Annotated in this window: 26 protein-coding genes; 5 read left to right on the top strand and 21 right to left on the bottom strand. The window is 68.3% G+C overall.

Annotated features, from left to right (window positions below):
- Positions 1-5 precede the first annotated feature (5 nt).
- The 3 genes from NL1_RS25965 to NL1_RS25955 are packed head-to-tail and all read right to left on the bottom strand — an operon-like array spanning position 6 to position 4,783.
- Positions 6-1,439 (bottom strand): aspartate ammonia-lyase, encoded by a 1,434-nt coding sequence (locus tag NL1_RS25965; protein ID WP_067844575.1) that lies wholly within the window; start codon positions 1,437-1,439, stop codon positions 6-8.
- 37 nt (positions 1,440-1,476) lie between these two features.
- Entirely contained in the window at positions 1,477-3,285 is a 1,809-nt protein-coding gene (locus NL1_RS25960; protein WP_067844557.1) for a serine/threonine-protein kinase, read from the bottom strand.
- Between the two features lie 4 nt (positions 3,286-3,289).
- Complete coding sequence (locus tag NL1_RS25955; RefSeq protein ID WP_067844573.1) at positions 3,290-4,783, bottom strand: amino acid permease; 1,494 nt, start codon at positions 4,781-4,783, stop codon at positions 3,290-3,292.
- A gap of 200 nt (positions 4,784-4,983) precedes the next feature.
- Here NL1_RS25955 and NL1_RS25950 point away from each other — a divergent pair, with 200 nt between their 5' ends.
- From NL1_RS25950 to NL1_RS25935, 4 genes are all read left to right on the top strand, one after another.
- Positions 4,984-5,730 (top strand): MerR family transcriptional regulator, encoded by a 747-nt coding sequence (locus NL1_RS25950; RefSeq protein WP_067844555.1) that lies wholly within the window; start codon positions 4,984-4,986, stop codon positions 5,728-5,730.
- A gap of 122 nt (positions 5,731-5,852) precedes the next feature.
- A complete protein-coding gene (locus tag NL1_RS25945; RefSeq protein ID WP_156095052.1) occupies positions 5,853-6,167 on the top strand; it encodes a hypothetical protein in 315 nt (104 codons plus the stop codon).
- A gap of 9 nt (positions 6,168-6,176) precedes the next feature.
- Complete coding sequence (locus NL1_RS25940) at positions 6,177-9,032, top strand: WXG100-like domain-containing protein (RefSeq protein WP_067844551.1); 2,856 nt, start codon at positions 6,177-6,179, stop codon at positions 9,030-9,032.
- Complete coding sequence (locus tag NL1_RS25935) at positions 9,013-10,269, top strand: hypothetical protein (protein ID WP_067844549.1); 1,257 nt, start codon at positions 9,013-9,015, stop codon at positions 10,267-10,269. Before NL1_RS25940 ends, NL1_RS25935 begins: the two co-directional genes overlap by 20 nt.
- Positions 10,270-10,310: 41 nt before the next feature.
- On the opposite strand, the gene NL1_RS25930 is transcribed toward NL1_RS25935, so the two are convergent.
- From NL1_RS25930 to eccB, 4 genes are read right to left on the bottom strand one after another with little or no spacing between them, the layout of a single operon-like run.
- Positions 10,311-10,667 carry a YbaB/EbfC family nucleoid-associated protein gene (locus tag NL1_RS25930; protein WP_156095051.1) on the bottom strand — a complete coding sequence of 119 codons (357 nt, stop codon included), beginning with the start codon at positions 10,665-10,667 and terminating at the stop codon, positions 10,311-10,313.
- Between the two features lie 36 nt (positions 10,668-10,703).
- The gene (locus NL1_RS25925; protein ID WP_067844545.1) at positions 10,704-11,168 is read right to left on the bottom strand and encodes a hypothetical protein; all 465 of its coding nucleotides are present in this window, start codon (positions 11,166-11,168) and stop codon (positions 10,704-10,706) included.
- A complete protein-coding gene (locus tag NL1_RS25920; RefSeq protein WP_156095050.1) occupies positions 11,165-12,256 on the bottom strand; it encodes a hypothetical protein in 1,092 nt (363 codons plus the stop codon). The genes NL1_RS25925 and NL1_RS25920 overlap by 4 nt, the downstream gene beginning before the upstream one ends.
- 30 nt (positions 12,257-12,286) lie before the next feature.
- Entirely contained in the window at positions 12,287-13,690 is a 1,404-nt protein-coding gene (eccB, locus tag NL1_RS25915; protein WP_067844571.1) for a type VII secretion protein EccB, read from the bottom strand.
- 177 nt (positions 13,691-13,867) lie between these two features.
- Between eccB and eccE the strand changes: the two genes are divergently transcribed.
- The gene (eccE, locus tag NL1_RS25910) at positions 13,868-15,508 is read left to right on the top strand and encodes a type VII secretion protein EccE (RefSeq protein ID WP_162272770.1); all 1,641 of its coding nucleotides are present in this window, start codon (positions 13,868-13,870) and stop codon (positions 15,506-15,508) included.
- A 51-nt stretch (positions 15,509-15,559) separates the two neighbouring features.
- Here the strand turns inward: eccE and NL1_RS25905 are convergent, their stop codons facing one another.
- The 14 genes from NL1_RS25905 to NL1_RS38245 form a co-directional block, all read right to left on the bottom strand.
- Positions 15,560-15,853, bottom strand: coding sequence for a hypothetical protein (locus NL1_RS25905; protein WP_067844539.1), 294 nt, complete (start codon positions 15,851-15,853; stop codon positions 15,560-15,562).
- Between the two features lie 41 nt (positions 15,854-15,894).
- Positions 15,895-16,206 carry a WXG100 family type VII secretion target gene (locus tag NL1_RS25900; protein WP_067844537.1) on the bottom strand — a complete coding sequence of 104 codons (312 nt, stop codon included), beginning with the start codon at positions 16,204-16,206 and terminating at the stop codon, positions 15,895-15,897.
- Positions 16,207-16,280: 74 nt separating this feature from the next.
- Positions 16,281-17,066, bottom strand: coding sequence for an ESX secretion-associated protein EspG (locus NL1_RS25895; RefSeq protein ID WP_067844535.1), 786 nt, complete (start codon positions 17,064-17,066; stop codon positions 16,281-16,283).
- Entirely contained in the window at positions 17,063-18,076 is a 1,014-nt protein-coding gene (locus NL1_RS25890; protein WP_067844533.1) for a PPE domain-containing protein, read from the bottom strand. The genes NL1_RS25895 and NL1_RS25890 overlap by 4 nt, the downstream gene beginning before the upstream one ends.
- A gap of 4 nt (positions 18,077-18,080) precedes the next feature.
- The gene (locus NL1_RS25885) at positions 18,081-18,386 is read right to left on the bottom strand and encodes a PE domain-containing protein (protein ID WP_067844531.1); all 306 of its coding nucleotides are present in this window, start codon (positions 18,384-18,386) and stop codon (positions 18,081-18,083) included.
- Positions 18,387-18,400: 14 nt separating this feature from the next.
- On the bottom strand, positions 18,401-19,759 hold the full coding sequence (locus NL1_RS25880) for a hypothetical protein (RefSeq protein ID WP_067844529.1): 1,359 nt from the start codon (positions 19,757-19,759) through the stop codon (positions 18,401-18,403).
- Entirely contained in the window at positions 19,756-20,127 is a 372-nt protein-coding gene (locus NL1_RS25875; RefSeq protein WP_245673529.1) for a type VII secretion target, read from the bottom strand. The genes NL1_RS25880 and NL1_RS25875 overlap by 4 nt, the downstream gene beginning before the upstream one ends.
- Before the next feature lie 54 nt (positions 20,128-20,181).
- Positions 20,182-20,499, bottom strand: coding sequence for a YbaB/EbfC family nucleoid-associated protein (locus NL1_RS25870; protein ID WP_067844527.1), 318 nt, complete (start codon positions 20,497-20,499; stop codon positions 20,182-20,184).
- Entirely contained in the window at positions 20,493-20,882 is a 390-nt protein-coding gene (locus NL1_RS25865) for a hypothetical protein (RefSeq protein WP_245673528.1), read from the bottom strand. The genes NL1_RS25870 and NL1_RS25865 overlap by 7 nt, the downstream gene beginning before the upstream one ends.
- Before the next feature lie 61 nt (positions 20,883-20,943).
- Complete coding sequence (locus NL1_RS25860) at positions 20,944-21,729, bottom strand: ESX secretion-associated protein EspG (protein ID WP_067844526.1); 786 nt, start codon at positions 21,727-21,729, stop codon at positions 20,944-20,946.
- Positions 21,726-23,378 (bottom strand): WXG100 family type VII secretion target, encoded by a 1,653-nt coding sequence (locus tag NL1_RS25855; RefSeq protein ID WP_156095049.1) that lies wholly within the window; start codon positions 23,376-23,378, stop codon positions 21,726-21,728. Before NL1_RS25855 ends, NL1_RS25860 begins: the two co-directional genes overlap by 4 nt.
- Positions 23,379-23,391: 13 nt before the next feature.
- Complete coding sequence (locus NL1_RS25850; RefSeq protein ID WP_156095048.1) at positions 23,392-24,099, bottom strand: YbaB/EbfC family nucleoid-associated protein; 708 nt, start codon at positions 24,097-24,099, stop codon at positions 23,392-23,394.
- Positions 24,100-24,153: 54 nt separating this feature from the next.
- Positions 24,154-24,981, bottom strand: coding sequence for an ESX secretion-associated protein EspG (locus NL1_RS25845; protein ID WP_067844521.1), 828 nt, complete (start codon positions 24,979-24,981; stop codon positions 24,154-24,156).
- Positions 24,981-25,678: hypothetical protein (locus tag NL1_RS38245; protein ID WP_218024489.1), on the bottom strand; the 698-nt coding region annotated here is incomplete at its 5' end. The genes NL1_RS25845 and NL1_RS38245, both read right to left, overlap by 1 nt.

Genomic DNA, 25,678 nt, shown 5'->3' with positions numbered 1-25,678 from the left:
GGACATCAAATTACCCGGTCCGGCGTACCGCGGTCGGGGACCGGCGGCAAACCCGCCAGCCGGCGGATCGAGAGCAACTCGTCGACCTGCTCCCGGCTCAACACGCCTTCGGCAACCACGATGTCGGCGATCGATTCGCCAGTGGCAAGGGCCTTTTCGGCCACCCGCGCACATGCCTTGTAGCCCAAGCGCGGTGACAGCGCGGTGACCACACCGATCGAGTTGTGCACGCCCTCGGCGAGATGCCCGCGATTGGCGGTGATGCCCGCGACGCAGTCGGTGGCCAAGGTATCGATAGCGGCGCTGAGGTGGGTCAGTGACCGGAGCATGCTGTAGATGATGACCGGTTCGAACGCGTTGAGCTGGAGCTGCCCGGCCTCGGCCGCCATGGTGACCGTCAGGTCGTTGCCGATCGCCTCGAACGCCACCTGGTTGACCAGTTCGGGGATCACCGGGTTCACCTTTCCCGGCATGATCGACGAACCGGCCTGCACGGCAGGCAGATTGATCTCGCGCAGGCCTGCCACCGGACCGGAGGAGACGAGCCGCAGATCGTTGCAGATCTTGGACAGCTTCACCGCGACCCGCTTGAGAATGCCCGATACCTGCACGAAGCCGCCGCAGTCCTGGGTCGCCTCGATCGGGTCGGCCGCTTGGACGACCGGTTCACCGGACAGCTCGGCCAGGTAACGGCAGGCCAGCTCCGGATAGTCGGGGTGCCCGTTGATCCCGGTGCCGATGGCGGTGCCTCCGAGATGGCATTCCAGCAGCAGCAGCGCGCCTTCGGCGAGCCGGGCGCGGTCCTCGCGCACCATGGTGGCGTAGGCGCCGAACTCCTGACCGAGGGTCATCGGCACCGCGTCCTGCAGCTGGGTGCGCCCCATCTTGATCACGTCGGCGAATTCGGTTGCCTTGCGGTCGAATTGCACGGCCAGACCACCGAGCGCCGCGCTCAGGATCCGGATATGGGTCACCAGGCACAGCTTGATCGCGGTCGGGTAGACATCGTTGGTGGATTGGCCGAGATTCACGTGCGCCAGCGGATCGAGCTCGGTGTAGTTCCCGCGTTCGAAGCCGAGGATCTCCAGCGCCCGGTTGGCGATCACCTCGTTGGCGTTCATATTCGACGAGGTACCCGCCCCGCCCTGGAGCATGTCGATCGGGAATTGGGACAGCAATCGCCCGCGCCGCAGTTCGGTGCAGGCGGCCACGATGGCATCGGCTCGGCGCTCGTCGAGCAGGCCGAGATCGCGATTGGCCTGGCACGCGGCCTGTTTCACCGTGGCCAGCGCGGCGATCAGCGCGGGATAGGTGCTCATCGCCTGTCCGGTGACCCGGAAGTTCGCCATCGCCCGTGCCGTATGGACGCCGTAGTACGCCGCGGCGGGCACGCTGAGCTCGCCGAGCGAGTCCTTCTCGATGCGCGTTTCGGCAGACATCGAATACCTCCAGTTGTTGTCGCTGTTCATCGGTCGTTCACCACCGGGTGCGGACGCGCACGGCATTGGCCCGATCCACCAGGGCGAACCGGGTCAGCCGGTCCGGCGTCGCGAAGGCGAGCTCGCGCAGGGCCGCTTCGAGGCCGCAGCGCAGGCCGCGCTCGGTATAGGGATGGCCGAAGATCGCGTCGTCGCATGAGCCGGGCTCGCCGCCCGCGCACCACCAGTCGAGCGCGCGCTGCAGCACCACGACACGCAGTTCCAGGACGTGCGGTCCGGCGGGCAGGGCCGCGAGACCGGCCGCCGCCTCGTCCAGCAGTCCCTGGGTGAGGTCGGTGAGTGGCAGTACGGCGACCAGCTGCCCGAAGATCCGGGTCGCGAGGTCGTTGTGCGGCACTGCCTTTCGCACCTGCCGCACGACATTGATCGCCGCGACCGTGTCCCCGTCGCGCAGCTGCTGCCTGGCCAGCCCGAAGGCCGCGGCGACCACCGTGTGGTCGGCCTGCCACACCGTGCGGTAGTGGTCGGTGGCACGCCGGTACCAGTGCTGCCGCTGCCCTTGGTCGGCTGCGTCGGCGGCGCGTAGTTCCGCCGTCGCCGCGAGCGCGAGCAGTGGAGCGAACTCACCTGGCACCATGGCGCTCACATGGTCGAACCGCACATACGCCAGCGCGAGTCGTCCGGTCGTCAGCGCCGTTATCCCGTCGTACCAGTCGATCCGCCACCCGGAATCGTCCGAATCGATCAGCGGGATCGGCAGTGCGGCGGCGAGCTCGGCTGCGTCGAACCCGTCGTTGGTGCAGAAGTCGCTGCGAACAGACCCGAAGACCGTCGAGATGTGCGGATCGGAGCCACCGCCGTCGCGGGAACACACCATCCGCAGCACACCGCGGAGCTGATCGGACAGCGCCGCCACCGAGGGAAATCGGCGGGCGGGGTCCTCGGCAGTCGCCCGGTAGAGCAGTTTCGCGAAAGCGGGGTACTGGCGCAGCACCGGCGCGTCCTCCGGTAGCGAGCCGACGCACCGGCCGGGCAGAGTGAGCACCGCCAGTGTCCGCCCGACGGTGTAGATATCGGATGCCACCGTCGGCCCGGTCGAGGTCACTTCCGGCGCCTGATACCCGGGCGTTCCGTACAGGCTCCCGCCCGACTGCAGCGCGGATACCGCGCCCAGATCGATCAGCCGCACCTCGTCCCGTCCGACCATGATGTTGGCCGGCTTGAGGTCGTTGTAGGCGAGTCTGCGCGTATGGATGTAGCCGAGTGCGGGCAGGATCTCCAGCACGTAGGAGATCGCATCGGCGACCGGAAGCGGTTCGGGCGCACGCTGTTCCAGCACCACATCCAGGGACCTGCCGACGACGTACTCCATGACGATGTAGCCGCTGGTGGTGCCGTCGCCGCTGCGGTGGGTGACGAAGTTGTAGATGGCGACGATGCTCGGGTGCGCGAGCTCGGATAGGAACTGCCGTTCCACCAGTGCCGTCAAGTGGGCATCGATGTCCTGCGGATTCTGCAGGCCCTTCAGCACCACCCAGCGTCCGGCCACGTGGCGGTCCCTGGCCAGGAACACCCAGCCGACACCGCCGTAGGCCAGGCAACCGGTGATCTCGTACTGGTCGGCGATCACGTCGCCTTCGCGCAGGGCGGCGCGGAAGTTGAACGGTGCGCCGCACTGCCCGCAGGCGCCCCGCAGCGAGCCGGGTCCATGCTCATCGCCGCGCCCGACCGGGCGATGGCACTTCCAGCAGAAACGCTTGTCCTCCGGCACTTCTCGGATCTTCAGCACCGGCACGTCCGGTTCGTTCGGTGGCACCGTTGCCCCGCCCTGCACGTCGTTCGTCATGGCACTAGCCGCGGTGTTCCAGCGGTCGTTCGGCGAGCACCGGGAACTGCCCGGTGTGCCCGTCACGCAGCGCGGCGATGGCTGACACGCGCTTGCGGACCAGCAACCAGCCACCGCACATCAGCGGCAGCACGACCACACCCATCGCGATGACCGCGCCGCGCTGGGTCGGGTCGGGACCGAAGAGCATGATCGCGACGACACCGGCCAGGAACACCAGCGCCGCGATGCTCGTGTACGGCGCGCCGATCAGTCGGAACGCGGGTCGCTGTATCCGGCCTTCCCGCGCCCATCCCCACAATTTCAGCTGGCACATCAGGATCGCGGCCCAGGCGGCGATGGTGCCGAGGGCGGACATGTTCAGCACGATCTCGAATGCCTGCTCCGGAACGGCCGCGTTGAGACCGACTCCGGCGAGCGCGACGACGGCGGTGGCGAGAATACCCACGTACGGCACGCCGTTCTTGGACATGCGTGCCGCGATGGCGGGAGCGCTGCCGTTCACCGACATCGAACGCAGGATGCGCCCGGTCGAGTACAGACCGGCGTTGAGGCTGGAGAACGCCGCGGTGAGCACGATCAAATTCATCACCGAACCGGCGCCACCGACGCCAAGCTTGGCGAAGAAGGTCACGAACGGGCTGGTGCCCTTCTGGAAAGCGTCGTAGGGCAACAGCAGCGCCAGCAAGACCAGCGAGCCGACATAGAAGAGGGCGATGCGGGCGATGACCGAGTTGATCGCCCGGGGCATGATCTTCTCCGGACTCTCCGCCTCACCCGCGGCGGTTCCGACGAGTTCCACTGCCGCATAAGCGAATACGACGCCGGTGATGGTGAGCACCAGCGGCAGGACACCACTCGGGAACAGCCCGCCGCTGTTGGTAATAACGCTGGGCCCGGTGTCCGAACCCTCGATGGGGAACCGGCCGAGCAGGAACACCATGCCGATCACCAGGAAGCCGACCAGCGCGACCACCTTGATCAGCGCGGCCCAGAACTCCATCTCGCCGAACCACTTCACCGAGACCATGTTGATCAGCACGACGATCACCAACGCGGCCAGCGCGATCGTCCACTGGGGGACCACCTTGGTCGCGCCCCAGTAGTGCACATAGGTGGCGATCGCCGTGATGTCGACGATGCCGGTCATACACCAGTGGAAGAAGTACATCCAGCCGACACCGAAGGCCAGCTTCTCCCCGTAGAACTCGCGAGCGTAGGAGACGAACGACCCCGACGACGGGCGGTGCAGCACCAGCTCGCCGAGCGCGCGAAGGATGAAGAAGACGAAAACGCCGCAGACCGCGTAGACGATGAACAGGCCGGCGCCGGCCTCCCTCAACCGGCTGCCCGCGCCGAGGAAGAGGCCGGTGCCGATGGCGCCGCCGATGGCGATCATCTGCAGCTGGCGCGGACGTAGCGCCTTGTGATAGCCGGCGTCCTCGTCTTCCGGTGTCTCGTGGGACGTCGAAATGCCTTGCGGCCTAACGGTAGTCATGATGTGGCCTTCCTTCTCCATCGGATCATGCCGTTAGTTGATGGAACATACCGTCAACCGATGGCGTAAACAAGAGCGGTGATGTGACCCGGTGTGACCCTGCCGATCTCGATGTGGCGGTGATTGAACCAGTCACCAGCCCTGTTGGCAGGGGAGACCGCAGCGCCGGCCGAACTGTTCACCTGTGGTTTCCTGGAGGCATGGCGATGGAAGTGGAGCTGACGATCAGCGATCTGGCCGAGCGATCGGGGATGACGGTGCGGACGCTGCGCGACTACAACGAGCGCGGCCTGCTACCTCCGCCGAAGATGAAGGGCCGCACCGGTTTCTACGGCGAGGAGCACCTCAATCGGATCCAGATCGTGGAGCGGCTGCTCGAGCGCGGGATCACCCTGAACGGAGTACGCAGGCTGCTGGAAGCCTGGGACCGGGGCGAGGATCTCGCCGATGTGCTCGGCGTTGCCGCGACTCCCACTCCCCCGCCGCCGCAGGGCGCGACGCCGGGAGCACTCGTTCCTGCCGCCGACCTCGCCGAACGGTTCGAAGCCGTCCCCGACGGGCTTGCCAGGGCCGTGGCGGCCGGGCTGTACGAACCGGTCGATCAAGCCACCTACCGAGTGGCCGAGCCCGCGCTCGTCGAGGTGTTCGACCAGCTGCTCGACGCCGGGGTGACGATCGATCGCGCGCTCGATGAGATCGACCAGCTGCGCATCGACTGTGACCATATCGCGCGGCAGTTCACCGACATCTTCGTGCGCACCGCGGTCCGAGAGTTCCAGCGCTCGGATCGCGGCGAACGGGATGTGGAGACCCTCACGGCACAACTGGACTCGGTACGTACCCGGCCTGGCGCGATCACCGCGACGGTGGTCGGCCGATTCGTCGAGCGCTACGTCGGCTCGGTGGTCACTCGCGAGTTCCCCGGCGTGTTCCCGTCCGGCGCCTGATCCGGCGCACTTCCCGCCGAATCCCTTTTCCGCCCAACGAAACCGTGATATACACAAAGGAGATCACCCACCGGCACCGGCATTTCGCCGAACCCGGTCCCAATCAAGACAAGGTGGGTAACTTGTCGGAAACAATCATTGTCACCCCCGAAGATGTGCGCGCGGGCGGCACGGAATTGATCGCGGCGAAGACCGCATTCGAGACCACGGTGAATATCCTGTCGGAAGCCATCGACTCCTACGGTACGGAAACGTGGGGTAAGGACTCCTACGGCAAGGAATTCGCCGACGGCGAGAACGGCTACCGCAGTTCCCGGAACAACCTGCTGAGCGGCGGCCGGGAAATGGTGAAAACTGTCGAGGATTTCGGGAACGGATTGATCCAGGCCGCGAAGACCTCCGAGTCCGCCGAGTTCGGCAATTCCAGCGCGTTCTGACGGACGCCGATGTCATTGCATTGGCCGGAAGAACTGCGTTTTCTGACCTATGTGGTCGGCCAAGTGTGGCCGGACGGCGACGAGGATCGCATGTTCGCCATGGCCCAAGCCTGGCTGGCCGCCGCCGAAGACCTGGAGCGGCAGGTCCTTCCGGCCATCCAGATGGCCGAGGGCCGCGCCCTGAGCGGCTACGAATCCGGTGCGGGCCGCGACCGGATAGCGGCGGCGCTCCATCAGCTGCAGACCGGCGACCATTCGGTCCAACAGCTGGTCGAGGACTTCCGTCAGGTCGGCACCTCGACCCGCAACGCGGCGACCACGCTGGAAGCCACCAAACTGATGACGATCTTCGCGGTCACGATGCTGGCCGCGCAGATCGCGGGTGCGTGGCTCTGGCCGCCGACCGCACCCGCCGTCGAGGCCGCGGCGATCGGCGCCACTCGCGCCACGCTGTACCGGGTGAGCAATCGCACGCTCGCCGCGCTCGGCAATATCCCGCATGTGGGTGAATACCTGGTGAAGACGCTCAGGTATCTGCCCCGGTTGACGGACGAACCGGGGCGCATCGCCGGGCTGGTCGCCAAACACCCGACGGCGCTCACCGCGAAAGCGACCCCTGGACTCTTCAAGACCTTCGTCGACGCCGGCTTCCGGGCGACCACCGCGCGCACGCTCGCCGAACTCCCCGCCGACACAGTGCAATTCCTCATCTCGAAGGCGGTGAACAACCTCATCTGGGCAGGCGGCCTCGACTCCACGATCCAGGGAATACAGATATCGAAGGGCCATCGCGACGAGTTCGACGCCACCCAATTCGGGATGTCGGTCGCCGCGTCGACCGGCGGCTGGTACGCGGGTGCGCTCGTCGCGACCAACCTGAGCAAATACGGCGGCAGGCTATTGACGAGCCGGGGCAAGGACCCGACCGCGGGGATGTGGGGCGCCGGCCTCGGCCTGGTGTCCGGCACAGTGCCGACGGTCGTCTCCACCCTGGTCGGTGGCGGCATCGCCATGGGGTTCACCGGATCGTTCGACCCCACGGTCGGGCTCATCGGCGCGCTGTCGAGCAATTCACTGATCGGCGCGCAGCGCGGCTATATCGGCATGCGGGGGCAGGAACCGGTGGCGACCAGGGCCGACGATGCGGCACAGCACAATACGGCGCCGGCGGGCCTCGGAGCTGCTGCCGATGCTCCGGCCGCGGGCCATGGCCGCCGGCTTGCGCTCGAGTCCTCGAACGAACTGATCTCCAAGATCCGAGCGCGCGACGATCACGGATACCAGGCGGCGCGCGCCCAGGATCGGGCGGCGGTCCGCGAGGCCGAGCGCACACCGGACAGCGGACCCGTCGATCGGCGGGCGCACCGCGATGCGTTCGTCAACGAACAGCGCAGCCGGATCAAGGAAGTCGCCGACGCGCGCCGGGCGGTACTCGATGCCGAACTGGCGAACGTTCGGGCACGCGACCGCGCGGCCGCGGCGCCGGACGATCCGGCCGCGCACGATGCCGTTGTCCGGACCCGGCAACGGCTGGACGAGGCCATCGATGCCGACGCCGCGACGCAGGCGCGCATCCAGAGCCGACTGGAAGCGGTCGACCGGCACAGCGACCTGGCCGCGACCACGCCGCCGAGGCCACACCCCGACCGCGAAAAACCACTACCGCCACTGCCTGAAGAAAAACCACTACCACCACTGCCGAAACCCGATAGCGACAACATCGACAACGCGACCTCGGCGGGGAGCCGAGCGCAGAACTCCGGCGGCAGCAGCTCGGCCGAGAACCAGGCGCAGAACCCTGGCGTGCGGACGCAGGTCGGCGAATCCGAGATCACGACGGCATCGCCCACCGCATCCGGGCACGGCCGCACGCCTTCGACCACCGACTCGACCGGTAACGTGCCCTCGCGCAACGACAATGAGCACAGCGGCGGGCAGCAGCAGCCTCGTCCCGGCCCTGCCCAGCAGGCCGAGGACCCGACGGTGGCGACACTCCGGAGCAGCCTGGCCGTGGCGGATGCGCGCATCAACACTCTGCGGGACGCGGACATACAGGTCACCAGTGCGTACAAGCGCGCGGTAGGGCGGGGACTCAACGATCTCGTCGAACAACGCACCATGCATCGAGAAGCCCTGGCCGACGCGAAGACGGCCAGGGAAGCGACCAAGGCGGACTTGGATCGGGCGCGGACCGCCCACGGCGACACCCCCGACGGGCAACGGCAACGGATCGCCGAGCTGGAGAGCAGTCTGAACGCGCAGGACCGCACGATCGAGGACGAGACCGCTCACCTGGCCGTCATCGACCGGCAGCTCACCAGAACCAGCAGCGAGCTCGACGTGGCGATCGGCGTCCGCGAGCGCGCCATGGCCGACGTGCGCAGGGCAATGGCGGACCTCGGGGACGCCGGGCGCGCGGCAGCGGCGAGCGCCGCGCATTCCGCTGACCAAGGCCGTGGCGGTACCACGCACCCCTTCGCCCACGAGGAGCAGCTACGGCGCGAGATCGGCCAGCGCCGTATCGAGGTCGAACGGTCGCACGCCGACCACGAAGAACTCGAGCAGTCGTCCGGGGCGGCCGAGCGGCGACTACAGCGGCAACTCACCGACTTCGAGGCCAGCATCCGCACCGAACGAACGCTGCTCGACGGCGGCTATATGAGCGGAAAGCCCAAGTCCAGGAAACTCCCGCTCGCGCATGGCATGCCCGACCCGTTCACCGCGCTGCTACCACCCACCTACGACTTCTGGCTGCCAGGGGGAACATCTGAACATCCGGCGCCGGAACCCGAAGATGACTGCGAGCCCGAAGTTTCGGGCGATCCCCGCGAACTAGGCGACGACGATGAGCCTCGACAACCATGACCGTGCGCTCGACGCGGCGCAAGGCGAGCCGGACAGCCCCGATGTGGCCTTCACATTGACCACGGAATTCGGTATCGGCACAGCCGCATCGGCATCCACGCCCGCCCCCGAGTCTGCCTCTCCGACGGCAGACGACGATCACACAGCCGAGGATCGCGCAGCCGAAATGCGCCGGTCCGCTGACGAACTCGTCACCGCCATCACCGACCTGCTGTTGCCCACGGCCCCGCCGGACTGGCAGCAGTTGCGGATGGGGTTCTCGGTGACGGTGGCAGCGGTATCCGGCGATGCGGTGTTCCTGGTCCACGGCGAGCCTCTCGCCGCCGAAATACCCACGGCGGCAGTGGAACTGGTCCAGGCGCTGCGAATGGTGACGGTGCGTCCGGACGGGTGGGCGTGGTGGCATGTCACCGTGGTGCGCGATCGAACGGGCACACCCACTTGCGAATTCGGCTACGGCGACGTCGCGTTTCCGGTCGAGCGGCTCTTGCCTACCGCGGCCTACCGGGCGGATCTCGAGCACTTTTCCCGCGAGCGGCTGCCCGTGTGGCTGGCTGGGCGGCTCAGGGTCGACCACGATGGGCAGCAGTTGCCTCGGGTGCTGGCCCGTGCCCAGCTCGACCGCGCACCCGCGATGCCCGTCCCGTTTCTCACGGCGCCGACGGTGTGGGCGCGGTGGGCGACGGTGGCCGCCGCGGCGGTGGCGATCGGCACCGAGTGGGGGCCTCGGATCCTCGGTTCCACCGCGGCCTTCGAGGGAGCCGACGGAAGCGGCTCGACGCTGCACCTGCTGCCCCGCGGCCGGGCGGTGCTGTCCGGCGGGCTGTGGGACGATCCGGAACTGGCCGCGGCCTACAACGACGGCGCACCAGTCCCGGAGTACTACGCGGGCGCCCCGGATTGGCTCGACGGCGCGGCGCTGAACCACCGCGCGTTCACGGCGCAGCTGTCGTTCTGTTACTGGTGGGATGGCACGGGCTGGTCGAGCGGGCAGTCACCGGCGCCGATCACCATCGGCGCGGCGATCCCCGGCTTGTGGACACCGGCGACGGTGGTCGACATCGTGTGCGGTGTGCTCGGCGCGTCGGCGTCCCGCCCTGCGGTCGCCGATCTGGTCGCCGCCGCCGAATCCGGTTCGGTGACACGCGAGCTGGCAACCGCGGCTTTCACAACGGACGAGGACACCGACGTACCGGGCGCGTGGTCCCAGCTGGCGGTGGCCGGGCTGACGCGCTGAGCTCAGCACTGACACGCTGAGCTCAGCACGGACATTTCAGCTCAGCGCAGATGCTCCCGCAGTGAATCGACCGCGCGGAGCATGTCGGCCGGACTGGGAGCCGCACCGCGATCGATCGCGATGGGAGCGACCAATTCCCTCGTCCGCTCGGCGATCTCGCGCACCGCCTGCTGTGATGCCTCGGTGACGGCGGCCGCGATCTCGTCGTAACTCAGCTCGCTGACGCTCCCGCCGAACTTGATGTCGACAGCGATGCCGTCGGCATTCACCGTCACGCGGACCCGGCGGCGTTGCGCCCAGCCGGTGGCGACCAGCTGCGCGCATTCGGCCTGCACCTGCGCCACCTGCGCCATTCTGGCCTGGAATCCGGCTACGGCACTGGCGAATTCGTCATCCATCGAAGAGGTTCCTTCCACACGCGGCCCGAGCGTTGCTCAACGGTCCAGGATTCGGTTGCCTGCACGGCGCGGTTTACCCCCGGCACGGTCCGCGGGGGGTGTCAGCGGCGCCCGCATCGGTTCGGGCAGCTGGGCGCGGAGGGTGGCCAGCTCCTCCGGTAGCTCCTGTGCCGATGGCATACCCAACCGCAACGCCTCGAGCGGACCCAGCAGCGCCTTCTTCTTGCGCTCGACCTCCGCGGCCGCCGCCTGGGCTGCCTGCACGGTGGCGCGGGCGATCTGCCCGTAGCTGAGTTCATCGATTCCGTCGGCGTACAGCGTCTCCACAATGGACCCGGACGCGTTGACGACCACGGTGATCCGGCCGTGCTCCACCGTCGCCGACGCGGTCAACGCGTCACGGGCGGAGCGCATTTCGGTCAGCTTGCCCAGCGCCCCGGCGACGGCGTCGATCAGATCGGCCGCTTCGCCTGCGGCGCGGCGGTTCTCCGGTCGGATCATGCCTGCATCACCTCCGCCATCGCTTCCGCCATTCCCTCCGATTCCACCCGCAACCCCGCGTAGCGCATCAGATAGTCGGTCACCTCCGCGGGGTCTTGCTGATCATCCGCATCGGGCAGCAGCACCAGGAACCGGGTCGGGTTCGGTTCCTCGTCGCCGACCAGGGCGACCAGTTGCCCGCCGCGCATCCGTAGCACCAGCAGCGGGTTGTCTCCCTCGGGCACGTCGGCGAAGCCAGCTTTCACCGCCCACTCCAGGTCGGAGATGTCGCTGTCGACCCAGCCGATCGGCACGCTGGACCCGATCGAGGGCCAAGTCCGCGGATCCACCGGCACCAGCGCGGGGCCGGGCCACGGCCTGCGCCGGTCGAGCTCGGCGACCAGACGTCGAAGGAAGTCCAGGATCTGCTCCTCAGGGAACCCGCCGGCGAGATCGATCGCCAGCTCGGGCACCGTTTCCGCCGCGACGGCCTGCGCCAGCGCTGGATAGAACTCGTCCACTGTCTCGATATAGCTGATCCGGTCGATCAGATCCGTTGCCGCGTCGGCGACGATCTCCGCACCGGACAGATCGTCCACGTGCGCCATGGACGCGCAGAGCTGGACGACCAGCTGCGGCTCGGCCGGCTCCTCGTCGAACTCAGGCGTGTCCCCGCCGATCTCGGACTCTGGACCGTGCTGGTCGATGGTGAGGCTGTCCAGTGAGAACGGGCGGTCCACCCTGGCCGGAGCGGCACCGCCGGGGTAGGCGTCACCGGTGTCGGGCCGATAGCGCAGATACAGCTCGACCTCGGCACCGCTGAGACCAGGGCGGTCATCGTCCCCCTGCACGCCGTCGACGTACCCGACCTCCCACTGCAGCATCGCCGCGATCTGATCCGCCGACAGCAGTCCATCCGGCATCGGCTCGTCGGCGGCGGCGAACCCGGCGTCCTCCGCGGCAGCACTCACCAGGGTCACCCGTAAGTCCTCCGGCGCCGTCACACAGTAGCCGGTGTCATCGACCATGTCCGGCCCGACGAGCACACAGACCCCGCCGACCGCTACCACCACCGCACCATCGGCATGCCTGCCCACAATCCGCGGCATCAGCACTTCCCTTCCCTTTTTCCGCACCTGCTATCGCCCAGTGGCGACGATGTCCCTGGCGATCAAGGCCGACTGCCGGTCGAGCATCGGCCCTCCCGGCAGCCGGCTGACGATCTGCCACGGCGCCAATTTCGGCTTCGTGAGTCCGAGAACGGTGGCCGTCGCGGTGTCGGGGATGCCGAACCGGACGCCGGTATCGGTGACGTAGAACAGCGCATCACGCCGGGTGCTGTCCGGCTCTATCCCGGTCACCTGAATGAATTCACCGGTGGACGCCGGGACGTAGGCGGCATCGGCGCCTGTGCTCGCCACGAACTTCATCGGCGCGACCCCGTCGGCCAGCGGCAGCCCGCTGCCGAGCAGCACCTGCAATCGCGCGGTCTGATCACCGTCCCCGCGTGCCCACGAGACGCACGCCACCGGATCGGTGTCGGCGGAGACGACGGTCAGGTCACCGTCGGGAAATTCGTCGACCGGCAAGGTATCGACCACCGGAATACCCCTGATCGCGTCCGGTGAGAGCGTCGGAATCGACGTCAGCCCCATGGAATTCGAGGTGCGCAGCACCTGCGTGGTGAACTCTGAGATCTGCTGCACGCCGTCGGCGAGTACCACGTACGAAGTCGAACCGTCGGCGCCCTGGACCCTGATCACCGAACCGATGGCGAACTCCCCACCGCGCACCGCACTCGGCTCTCCCGCCCTCGGGATCACCGGCACCGCGATGTCGGGGGCGGCCACGCTGGCGTTGAGCAGACCCGTCCCGATCGGTCGCGGGCGCAGGGCACGCAGCTGCGGAAGCGCCGACACGATCGCCTCGTTGTTCTTGTCCACCCGCGCGTGCTTGCCGTCGTAGATCAGGTACGTCGCACCGTCGTGGGTGGCCAGCACCGCTTCGCCCCGCGCCGCGGGGCGCACCTGCGGCCCGAGCCGCGCGGCACCGGCCAGCACAGTGCTGCGCAGCCCGGCGGTCGCATCCTCACACAGCGTCCACTCCGAGCGGCCGCTGTCCGCCGGGCCAGGGAGCGCCGCCGGTGCGCCGGGAATGCCGAGCAGCGGTCCGCGGGGCAGCGACGACAGCTTCCCGTCCTTGACCGAGGTGGGCGATTCGCCGCTGCCGGTGATCAGCCGGGCCGATGCGAGATTGAGTGCAGGGTGCAGGGTTCCGTCCACCACCGCGTACAGGGCGCCACTGCCGGAGCCCATCACGATTTTGGCGTCGCCGACCTGCCCTTGCGGACGCAGAAACGACAATATTGCGCAGCCCGCGGTGACCAATACCGCGAGCACGACACCGGTGATCAACGACCGGAATTGAATACGCATGGGATCGTGCAACATGCGCACATCACGGCGCACTATCGCATGCCCATAACGCTGCAGCAGAAATCGATACCCATTCACCTGCGCGCGGGTAGTCAACTGGGCAGGCACCACAACTCCTTACGCAATTCCGGCCGACGTGTGAGACGCTAGCGCATCATGGAGGGTTTGTGCTGAATGGAGACAGGCCGAGTGAATAGCGAACAAATTCCAGGACATACCGCATCGGATGCGGCCACAATTCCGGCACCGGCTCGGCGGCGGCGCACGCCATTCGACATAGTGCCGTTGACCATCGTTTTGCCGTGCGCCGCGGCGGGCGCCGTCGCCGCGACCTCGGCGATCGCGCTGGACGCACCGCTATGGGCGACGACGGGAGCGGGTATCGCCGTATCCGCGCTCGGCGCGGCCAGGGCGCGGAGAACGAACATTTGGCGAATTCTGGGTCTGCGCGTCGCGCTGTGGTGGCGCAATCGCGGCGAGCATGCTGGCCCGTCACATACCGAACCGTTCGATGTCCCGATGCCCGAATCCGGCGGCCGATGCGGAATGCGCTGGGACGGAAGCCACCTGATCACCATGCTGGCGCTCGATCGCACCGAGGTGACGCCCACCCTGCTCGATACGGCCGGCATCCGCTCGAGCTCGGGGGTATCCCTTGCCGACGTGGCGCGCTGCCTCGCCCAGTTCGACATCCGGCTGGCGTCGGTCGACGTGATCACCCTCGGGGTCCGCACCCAGGGCCCGCACAATGTGGTCGGCCCCTACGCGAAGCTGCTCGGCCCGTTGCCCGCCGCGGCATCGCGAACGGTCTGGCTGGTCCTGCGCTTCGATCCACTGGACAACGCCGGCGCCATCGACAACCGGGGCGGCGGCCAGGAGGGCATGATCCGGACGGCGCTCGTCGCCACGCGCCGCGTCGCGAGCCGCCTCACCACACGCCGGGTCCGCGTTTCGGTGCTGGCCGCCGAGGAGCTGGCCGCGGCGGAGGCAGCCGCTTTGCACGACACCGATATGGAGCAGTGGTCCGAGGACTGGCGCGTACTGCGCAGCAACAGCATCGAACTGGCCGGCTACGCGATTCCCTCGGACAGGCTCGATTCCGGTGTCCTCTCGGCGGTCTGGGCGCTGCCGGGCACCTCCGTGCTCACGAGGCTGCGCCTGACCCTGGAGCCGGAATCGAAGATACCTGGGCGCCGCGGTAGCGCGGTGGCCGTGACCGCACTGGTCCGCCGGGACATCACGGGAAGGGACGACATCGAACCCGACTCCGCCACTGCCGATCTCGGCCTGCTTCCGCTGCCCGGCAACCAGCGGCGGTTGCTGCTCGACGGCGGTCACCTCGATCCATCCGCCGCGCTGAGCGGGCCGCCCGCGGCGATGGCCCGGTTCACCGTGCCGGTCGGCGGGTGCGGTCAGGTGATCGGCGCGACGGAAGACGGCTCAGGCGTCGCCGTTCCACTGTTCGGCTCCTTCGTCCGCCGAGTGGAGATCATCGGATCGCTGCGATTCACCCAGCTGATGGTGCTGCGCTCGGTGGCGGTCGGAGCCAAGGTGATCGTGCACAGCGTCCGGCCCGCGGCGTGGGAGCACCTGGTCGACGAGGTCGGTGCCCCCGCCGCGCTATCAATATCGTCGGCGGGTGGCTCGCACCATGCGGCGGCGGCCACGATGATCATCTACGACGGCGTGACCTCCGCCGGCCAGGTATCGGACGCGACCGCGGTCTATGTCCGCGAACCGGAGGAGGGCCAAGCCGCCGTCCTCGACGCCGACGTGGTGCTCATCGAATCCGCCGATTCCCCCGGCCGGGTGGTGCTGCGCACCGCGGGCGATGACCTGACTGTTCGACTGGTCTCCATCTCGGAGGAGTTCGAGTATCTCGGCGCCACCGCGGCAGAAGCGCGAGCGCTGGTTCCGACAGCATGAGTAAGGGGCCCGTCGCCGTCGTCGGCGGCGGGCCCCTCCCGGATCAGCTGGTTACCAGACGAAATCGTCGGCGACATTCTGGTCGGTCGCCTGCGCCTTCTCCAGCGCCACCCGAACATTGTTGATGCCCTTGCCGAGGATATGCAGCAGATCGTCCATATCCGTCATCAGGGTCTTGTGCTTCTGACTGAACGCCGCGGAAGCCCCCGCGTCGCCGCTCTGCCACGCCTGGCCGAGCAGCCTTTTCGACGCGTCGTCGGCATTGTTCCGTTCCGTGGTGATAGCCGTCTGGTACGATTCCAGGTCCGTTATCAGCGCGTTGATTTTGGCGGGGTCGTACAGCATGGTGGTGGAGTCCCGTTCTCTGTAGTGGTATTCGGGGTGATTCAGAGGTAATTGGTGTTCAGCGTGGTGAATCCGGACATGCTCTCGTCCTCCGCTGACGCCACCTTCTTCTCACCGGTATTGAGCGCTTCGGAAACCAGGCCCAGATCGACGTTCACCGCCCGGATCTTTCCCTGAAGTTCGGTGGCGAACTTGTTGAAGGCGGCGTACGCCTCGCCTTCCCAGCCACTTTTCGCGCTTTCCACCGCGACACCCAGATTGTCGACGGTCTTGTCGATCGGGGGGATTGTTGCGGCATATTCGTTCGCGTACTTCTGGAATGTGGCGAAATCAAGGTGGAGTGCACCGGCCATGACATGTCCTCTCGGATGAATGGATCTGTTGAAACTGCCGGAGCGATCACTCCGGACGATCGGGAAATCGGTGGCTACGGCATCCAGCGGCTCTGCGGCAGCGCTTCGATCTGGGCCGCGACCACATGGGCCAGCCTGCGGTCGCTGCCGGCGGCGAGGGTGGTCCAGGCACGTCCGTCAGCGGCGATACTGCCGCCGGCGATAATGCGGCCCGCCGCCGTGTCGTATACGGCGGCGGTGGCAGGCGAACGAACGGCTGTCCCGTCGGCGTGGGCATAGCAGACCAGCTCGGCGAGCGAAGTCCATTGCCGCAGGGCCAGCCCCAGTGTGATCGCCTCCGCCTCCGGCATACCGAGCTGGTAGACGGCGTTCGTCGCACTAGTTCCCGCATCATCGAGTCGCTCGCACAACTCGTCGGTGGGCGCACGGAAAGCCGGTATGTCGGCGGGCTGTGCCGGCCCGAGTGCGTCGAGCAGCGGCCGGGCCAGCAATTCCGGATCCTCGTCACCCCACACGGTGCGGATGTCGAGGGCATCGCCGACGCGGACCGCGACGGCATGGTGGAGCCCACGTCGCACCAGGCACACACGGTGCAACGCCGCACCGCGCCGGATCCGCAAGACCAGCTCGCGCTCCGGCCGCGCGAGCGCGAGTAGTGCGGCGGCGAGCTCGTCGTCGCGGACGTCCCCGTCGTGGTCGAGCACACCGCGCTCACGCAGATCGAGCGCCGCGGCCGAGCGAGCCATGGCCGCGTCCTCGTGGTCGATATGACGTGAGCGCAGCGCGAGTACCGAAGGGAGAGTCTGCACTCCGAGCGCCTCCGCGATGACGAGCGCGCCGTCGGTGGTCAAGGAGATCATCGGCCCTCCGCACCCGGGATCGCACTGCCCTGCACTGTGGCACTGCCACCCAATACCGCAGGCGCGGTGGCGAATCCGGCGTCGACCACGATCCGCTCGCCGATGTCGCTCGCATCGGCGGCCCCGGCGCGTGCTCCCGCCTGCGGCGCGGGCGAAGTGGCCTGCGGCGCGGGGGGCGGCACGACCGGCGGTGCGGACGGCGCCGTGTGGGCCGTGGTGACCGGCATCGCGGCTGGCGCGGGTAACGGCGCGATGATCGAACCGGGCTGCGGTAGCGGGCTGAGCACCAGCGATTCGGCGCCGACCGGCACCGTCGGCGGTGGCGTGAGGTCGAGCGCGGACAGATCGACCGTCACGGCCGGTGCCTGCACGACCTCGGCAGGCACCGGCACCGCCGCGGGGGGCTCCGGTGCGGCGCGGCTGCGTTTCTGTTCGGCGAGCAGGTTGGCGCCCGCCGACACCGCCGGCGCAGGCTGCTGTACCCACGGCACCGCCAGTCTCTCCCCTGCCGCCTCGTAGGTGCGCATCACCTGGGCGGCCTGCTCGCGCAGCGAGTCGACTTGGCGTTCGGCCAGGTCGAGCAGCCCGGCCAGCGGTGCGCCGAGCAGGCTGCCGCACAGCAGATCTTCGGCCGATCGCACGGCCGCGCTCAGCTCACCCACGGGCGGCATGCCGAGTCTCGCCAGCTCGTACGACGCCGCCTGCTGGGCGGCGACAGCGGCATTGTCCGTCGCCGCGGCGGTGATGGCGTCGAACCACGTGGACAACCCGGCCAACTGCGCCAGGCCGTCCTCGCTGGAATCGGATCCCCATGCGCCACCCACGATCGACAGGATGGCGCGAAATTCGACGCCGGCCGCGCCGAGTCCGGCGGCGAACTCGGCGTAGGCCGCCCCGGCGTCGGCCATCGGGGCCCCGCCGGGGCCGGTGGTCAGCTCGTGCGCCAACTGCTCGGCGGGAACGGCTTCCCAGTTCGTGCCGGTGAACCCGGCCTGCGGTGGCTCGACCATCGCGCTACATCAGTGGTTTGAACGAATCGACCACGTCGTCGTCGGCCACGACGGCGAAGTCGGCGTGCGAGCGCAAGTTGGCGGCGATCTTGCGCAGTTCGCCGACCCCGCTCAGGTACGACTCCTGGAACGATCCGCCGACTGCGCCCATGGTCTGCGCCGTCTGCCGCGACACCGGGTCGAGGCCCGCCGCGGCCGGGCCGAGCGCGTCACCGCGCCTGCGCAGCGTGCCCTCCAGGCCGTCCGCCAAGCTATCGAGGCGGCTCGCCGCCAGCCGGGCGAGTTCACCGTCGAATGTGATCTGACCCATCGAAATCTCCTCTGCTACAAGCTGTATGGGTTGTCTTTTGTGCTGGACGGCGCCACGCCGATGACCGGAGCCGTGGTCTCGGCGGGCGAGCCGTCGACGAGCTCGTCGACGTGGCAGGCGTCCACCATCGCGTTCACCTCTGCGTCGATCGCCCTCGACCGCGCACTCGCGGTTGCCAGCGCCCCCGTGCCGGGCACGAGGGGCGGCAGCACCTCTCCCGTCACCCTGGCGGTGGCCACGGTGGCCGGACCCGATGACGTTCCCGGTGAGGTGGTGGCGACGACGCTCTCCGTCTGCCAGCCACCCAGCGGCGCCGCCGCGCTGGCGACCGGCGCGGCAGCAACCAGATGCCCGCTCGGCGGGCCCACTACGCCACCGGTTCCGGTCCGGTTCGGAACCGGTGCGGTGGTGTCCGTCGCCGGTTTCGCCGGCACCTGTGCGGTGACCTGGTGGCCCATCTGGCGCGCCGCCGTGATCAGTGGCTGTACCAGCTGCACCAATTGCTGGATGACCTGCTGGCTCGAGTCGGCGGATTTCGTCGTAGCGGTCGGCGCGGATTTCGCCGACAGCCCGCCCGGGGCATGCCCCGGGGTGACCGGGCTCGGCTTCCCCGATATCAGGCCCTTGGCCAGCGACTGCGGCGCCTTACCCAGACCGGCCGGCTTCGGGATGGTCGGCTTGCGCACCGACACCGGCGTCCCCGCTCGAGTCATCTGCGCGGACTGCCCGGCCAGCTGTGCCTTGGTGTGCGCGGTGATCGCCACCGCCTCGGCGCCCGCTTCGATCGCCGTGGCCAGCAGGGCGCCCTGCCCGGCCGGGGTCACCAGGGTCGGGCCGAGCGCGGCGGTGGTCAGCGCGAATCGGGTTGCCACCGCGGCCATTTGCAGGTACCCGGTGGCCACCGTGCCTGCGGCGCCCGCCGTGATCGCGTTCATCTGCGTCGCTTGCCCCGAGATCGCGGTCGACGTCGCGGCCGTCTCCACCGCGGCCGTGGTCGCGGCCCGGCTACCCGCGCTCTGCATCGACTGCAACAGCTGGAGACCGGTCGTCGCCAATTGCAGTGCGGTACCGATCGATTGGCTGACCTTCTGCAGTACCGCCTGCGGGTCGTGCGCACCGTTGGCGCCCAGGTCGCCGTTCCCGAAGCCGCTGAACAGGTCGGTGACCGGCTTGATCAGGGCCGCCGGATCGATCGTCGGCAGCGGCGGCAGGCCGGGCAGCGGCGGTAGCGCGGGCAGTTGCGGCAGCGCCGGCAGCCCTATCTGTGCCAGCACCTGTTCGGTCGGCCGATCGAGGAAGGGCGCGACCGGGGTGTTGCGGATCGCGTCGAGAACGGTCGGCGACAGTGGCGCGGCGAGATGTTGCGCCGTCATGCCTGCGCGCCGACGGGCGGGACGAAGGACTCCGCACTGATTCGGTCGGTCGACTCATAGGACTGCGCGGCGACGCGTGCGGCGTGGGCGGTCCCGGCGTAATTGGCCACCAGCTCGCCCAGTGCGGTGAAGTGATTGGCCTGCGCATAAGCGAAACTCAGCAAGAATTCTTGCCCGATCAGCCCGAATACCGGAATGGCGGCGGAAATGACCGCGGCCTGATCGACGGCACCGGCGACGGCGACCGCCGCGGCCATTCCGTCGGAAACTTCGGCATACTGACGAAATGCCTGCGGCTGCACATTCACAACATTCATCGCGGTACCCTCCTGGTGCTGATCTGCGAACTCGATACCTGGGCGGCTCATCCGGAAATCTAATGAGCGCACGGCCTTTCGCAACCGCTTCGCGGGTCGCGGGCCCTACTGTTCACCTTGCCGTCGGTTGTTCACCTGATTGTTGAAGTCCTCGACCAGCCCGCCGCGGACGGCCAGTGCCCGCTGCGCGGCGGCGGCCGCCGCGGCCACTACCGCCCCGTCGAATTCGGCGGGCGACATCCGGGATATTCCCTCGGCCAGGCGGAGGTCGAGGAGTCGGCCCGCGGCGTCTACGACGGCCGTGACCGTCCCGTCGTCGGTGGTGTGTTCGCCCCGGATCGCGGCGATGTCGTCGGCGAGCCGACGCATCCGGTCCAATTGCGCGGTCGCGCCCGCTTCGAGTGCGGCGAAATCTGTCACCATGTGCTCCCGCCCTGTTCGAGCCAGCTGCGCGGCTCGTATTCGTGCTGGGCCTCATCGGCGAGTTCGGACTGCTCGATGGCCTGCGGTGTGGGCAGGTCGAGCAGACGCAGCGCGTCCTCGCCGAGGCCGAGGCCGGTCAGGTACTCCCTGCGCCGCAGGCCCGCGCGGTCGGCGGCGAGGCGGCACAGCCGCAGGACCTCCGCGGCGAGATCGCCTGGGTCACGACGCAGTTGTTCCGGCGTGACGCGGACCATGGTCGGGAGTCCGGAATCTGTTGCGGTCACCACGATGTCTCCACCGCGCAGCGACGCTTCGCCGAGCGAATATGTTTCGAAGTCCAGCGAGGCGGGCGGATCCGGCTCGGGATCGGGATCGGCGTACACCGGGTTGTCGTATCCGCTCGAGTGAACCGAATCCGTGTACAAGCCGGTGTTTCGGGAGTGTTCAGGCACGGCGCTCGTCCTCCAGGGTCTGCAACACGGTGGCGATGTGGGCGGTGATCAGATTCGCCAGCCGGGCCCGGTCGACTGCCGTCGCGACGTGCCCGGCCGATTCGGTGACGGCGTAACGGCCGTCGTCCACCAGGTCGCGCCATTCGATGCGGTAGCGGGTGATCCCTCTCGGACCGAAAATGGAGCTACCCAACCGTATTTCGATGACACCGACGCACTCGGCCCGCTTCCCCAGCCATTCGGCGCTGAGCCGGTCACCATCGGAATAGCTTTCCCGCACCTTCGACCGGCCGTAATAGTGATCGGTGCCGCCGTCACCCGGCGCGGTCACCAGCGGCGTATCGGGCAGCCGTCCCGCGGCTCGCTCGGGCAGCGCCCCGGCGACAGCACCGGCCAGCCGCTCCGCGTCACCGGCGCTGATCACGTAACCACCACTGTGCCAGATACTTTCGCCCGGCAGCTGGGTGATCAGCGTGGCCGACACCCCCTGCCGCCCCCCGAGCACACGAACCAAACCGTCGGGGCCGTCCAGGTTCCGTGGATCGAAGCCGTGGGCCGATACCAGGACGTCGGCATGTGCGATCCGGGTGAGCGCGGCACGCAGGCCGCCGTCATCGGTGTCGGTCGTGCCCGCCCTCGCCTCGGCGCGCAACCGCGACCACTCCTCGGCGTTCTCGCCACGATAGAGCGCGAACAACGGAGCGGGCAGCCGATCCTGAAACATGCTGTCCCATAGTTCGATGAGCTCCACGTCGGTGAGCTGCCAGGTGCGGCTCACCGGTCGAGTACCGGCCGGACGCCGCGACCGTGCTCGCCGAGCGCCTCGTCGAGATGCTCGGCGGAATTCAGGTATTCCGAACGCTTCTTCCGCTCCTCGTCCGAGTTCGGCCGGCCGGGGGCGCCACCGTACGGCGTGCCAGGGTGCACCCCGCCGGCTGGGCCCGCCCGGCCGATCACCCTCGGCTCCGCCTGCACGACCGCGCGGGGGAACAGCTTGGACTCCGATGTCCCCAGTGCCACCGGGCCGCGGCCGGTCACACCCTTGCCGCCGGGGCCGCCCCCGCTCGTGCCGAGTGGAATTCCGGTCTGCAAGCCGACCGGCGGCACCGCGCTTGCGAGAATTTCCGGGTTTCGCGATGGCTCGGTGGAGAGGGCACCCGGCAGTTTGTTCAATGGCGACAGCAGAGTCTCATCGATTCCCTCAGGCGACTTCGGTGTCTTGGCCGACCATCCCGGGGGGGACGGCGGTTTCGTCCCGGTTTCGGTACCGCCGTCCCCTGGCGGCTTGGTCCCGCCGGATCCGCCACCACTGCCGCCGCCTTCGCCACCACCCTCTTCGCCGCCGCCTTCGGTCGGTGGCTCGCTCCCGGAATTGTTTTCCGGGTCGGGTATCTCGTCGTTCTTCAGTGACACCGGCTCGGTCATCGGCGCCCCCACCGGATCGCTGCCGACGGAGGCCTGGGGGCCCGTCACCGGGTCCGGCGTCGGCAAGGTCACGATTCGAGTGGTCGTATGGGTGTAATTGTCGGAGTAGTAGAGCTGAAAGTTCTCCTGGTACCGAATCAGATTGACCTCGTTCGCCATGCGCTGGCTGATGCTGTCGCCCGGTGGTGGCGGTGACGGTGTCGGCGGCATCGCGTTCTGCTTGGTCTGCTGCAGCCAGCCCGAGGTGAAGATCAGCGTGTCGCCCAGGCGCTGCATATCGCCGGTGAGTTGCCTCGAAGCGGCGGTGTAATCGTTCGTTGCCGCGATCGCGGACTGCGAACCGATGCCCTCCCACCGAGAGCCGATGGACGAGATCGTGGTGCGCAGGGTGGTGAAACCGTTCTCCAAGGTCGTGGACAGCCAGTACCAGGCCTGCCCCGCGTCGGCGACGGCCTGCGGGTTCATCGAATTGCAGATTATGTAGAGCGTTTCCCACCCCAGCTGGCGACCCATCTCGGGACCGAACCCGAACGAGTCGTACTTCGTCACCGAATCCGGTTTGCGTGGATGCTCGGGGACCGTGCCCTTGGGCGGGGCGCCGCTCGGCGGAGTGCCCGACGGGGTGAAGGAGATGTCTTCGAAGCTCGCCGCCGACTCGTCCTCGGTGCGGCCGTACCGTTTACCCGCGGTCACGAAGGTGTTGCCCATATCGACCAGGATCTGGCGATGCCGGTCGACGCGCTCACGCAGTTCGGTGCCGAACTTCATGCTGAACACCGTCCACAGCAGCCTGCCCGACCCCGACTCGGCGATTATCGGGCTCGCCAGCGCGGTGTTCTGGCCGATCCAGTTCTGCACGCCCACAACCACTTCGAGCATGTCCGCGACGCGCTGCGCGCACTGTTGGGCCGTGCCGGGCTCGAGTTTCAAGTGCCCGTTGTTCGCCGAATCGCGCAGGTCGGCCCAGAGCGTGCCGTTGGAGACTCTCGGGTCAGATGCCATGTGTTTCTCCGATTCATCGCAGTTGATCGCGGAGGCGTTCGAGGCCGGCCAGCACGACATCCGGGCCGGGAAAGCGCGGCTGGCCGGCCTCGGCGGTCGGCGCATACAGGTCGGCGACCTTGCGTGCCACGCTCGCCACCGCCGCACGCGACGCCGCCGTGATGGCCTCGGCGATCTCCTCGTAGTCGAGGTCGCCGACGGCGCCGGAGAATCGCAGGTCGATCAGTACGCCGTCGGCGTTCACCGTGACGGCCACCCGGCGGCCCTCGGCGGACGCGGTGGCGAACAGCCGGGCCCGGTGTTCTTGCCGGGCGATCAGGTCGGCCTGCTCACCGGGATCGACAACCGGCTCACGCTCGGCGGGTGGCGTCAGCAGGGCTGGTGGCGGTGGCGCAAGGCGCGCCTCGTCGGGCATCCAGTCGACCAGATCCGACAACTTCGGCAATCGCAGCATCGCGGCCCGCTGTGCCGAAAGTATGTCGTCGGCTTTGCTTTTCACTGCCGACGCCGCACGCTGCGCCGCCTGCACGACACCGCGGGCGATCCGGTGATAGCCGAGCTGCTCGATATCGTCGGTGAAGTAGACCTCCGTCAGAGCACCGGAAACGTCCGCCACCACGACAATTCGCTCCCGCTCGGCGGTCGCCGACGCCGTCACCGCCTGGTGCACACGCTTGGCCTCGGCGATTCCGGAGATGAGCTGGTGAACATCATCGATCACCTGGGCCACTTCTGTTCTCAGCCGATCATTCCGACCGTGCACGTCGCCTCCGTCTCATCGGCCGTCGTCATAGACGCTGGCTCTGACCAGCCCGCCGCGCGACTCGTCGTCACGGACCAGCATCAGTTCGTCGCAGTGCCGGTCGACCAGTGCGCGCAGCCGCGCGGCATCGGCCGCGACGGCGGCCGGGGGCGGTTCCATTCCGATCACGTAGCGGCCGTCGCCCGGATGGTCCTCCCAGACAAGCCATTTCGTCACTTGACCGCGGGGGCCGAAGTGCGAGTGCCCCTGGGTGATCACGATCTGACCCACAGTGGCCTTCGGCGCCGCCTGCCACTGCCTGCACCGCGCATCGACATCGCGGTCGCCTTCGTCGTACAGCGAGCCGCGGCCGTGCCAGTGATCGAATTCCGCCTGCTCCCCGCCAGTACCCAGCAATTCCACCCGAGGCTGGCTGCCCGCCTCCATCGGCGGCAGTTTGTCCACCAGCAGGCGGGTCAGCGACGCCGCATCACACTCGGTGATCTCCAGCTCGTCGTGACTTTCCGTCGTGGTCGAGCTGAAACCCTGGATCAGTACCGCCCGGTCACCGAACTTCTTGCCCACCATGACGATTTGCCCGTCGATCCGTCGCGCGGCACTGCGGTCCTCGGCACGGACGACCATCCGGATATCGGCCTGCAGCGACTTCACCAGCACGTCGGCCAGCGCCGGATCCCACGCGGCCTGCAGTTCACCCCAGACCCGCGCCTTGGCGAATTGAAAGTCGTAATAGCCGCGGATATCGGTGATGTAGGTGAACGGCCAGCTCTGCTTGCGATCGACGAGTCGTTCGCGCAGCACCAGATATTCGAGGCCGCTCAGGCGCCAAGTGCGTTCCACTATGGTCTCTCCTCCATCGTGCTGCCGGGATTCCCGGTCGTCGCCGTTTCGCCTGCCACCTCGGTGGTCGACCTGGTAGCCGTGAAGTCCTGGAAGACCTCCGGCTGGTGGCCTCCGGCCCGGCCGGGGAACCCGAGCCGCACCTCCGGTGCGCCGCCGCCGGGGAACAGCGCGAAGGACACGTCGACCGGCCCGGTCGCCCCGGGCGGGAACAGCTGCGTCTCGATGTCTTCGACCTGCCGCTCGATCCGCTCCGCCGCCTCGTCCAGCGCCTGCTTCACCGTCATGGTGCCGTTCTCCACGGCCTTCGCCAGCGCCTGCAGACCGGGACCGAGCTGGGCGGCGAGCTGATTGCCGAGCTGCACGAGCGTTGGGATCGCCGACGAGATCAGTTGCAGCACTTCGGAGAACAGACTCATCAGGTCGGCGCCGGACCGGCCGCCGCTGGCTCCGCCGCCGCCGATCCCGATGGGACCGCTCGGACCCGCCGGGCCGCTGCCCTGCCCCGGATTGCCCGAGTGGTTCGAGCCGCCACCACTGCCGCCACCGGAACCACTGCCGCCGCCGGAACCGGTCCCGCCACCGCTGCCGCCACCGGATTTGCCGCCGCCGCTACCGGATCCACCCCCCTCGCCGCTACCTTTACCGCCGCTTCCGCTACCGCCGGACTTGCCGCCACCACTACCACCGCTACCGG

The sequence above is a fragment of the Nocardia lijiangensis NBRC 108240 genome (assembly GCF_001613045.1).
GTDB classification, from domain to species: Bacteria; Actinomycetota; Actinomycetes; order Mycobacteriales; family Mycobacteriaceae; genus Nocardia; species Nocardia lijiangensis.
The sequence above is the reverse complement of the archived record's forward strand: the minus strand, read 5'-3'. Positions and strand labels throughout refer to the sequence as shown.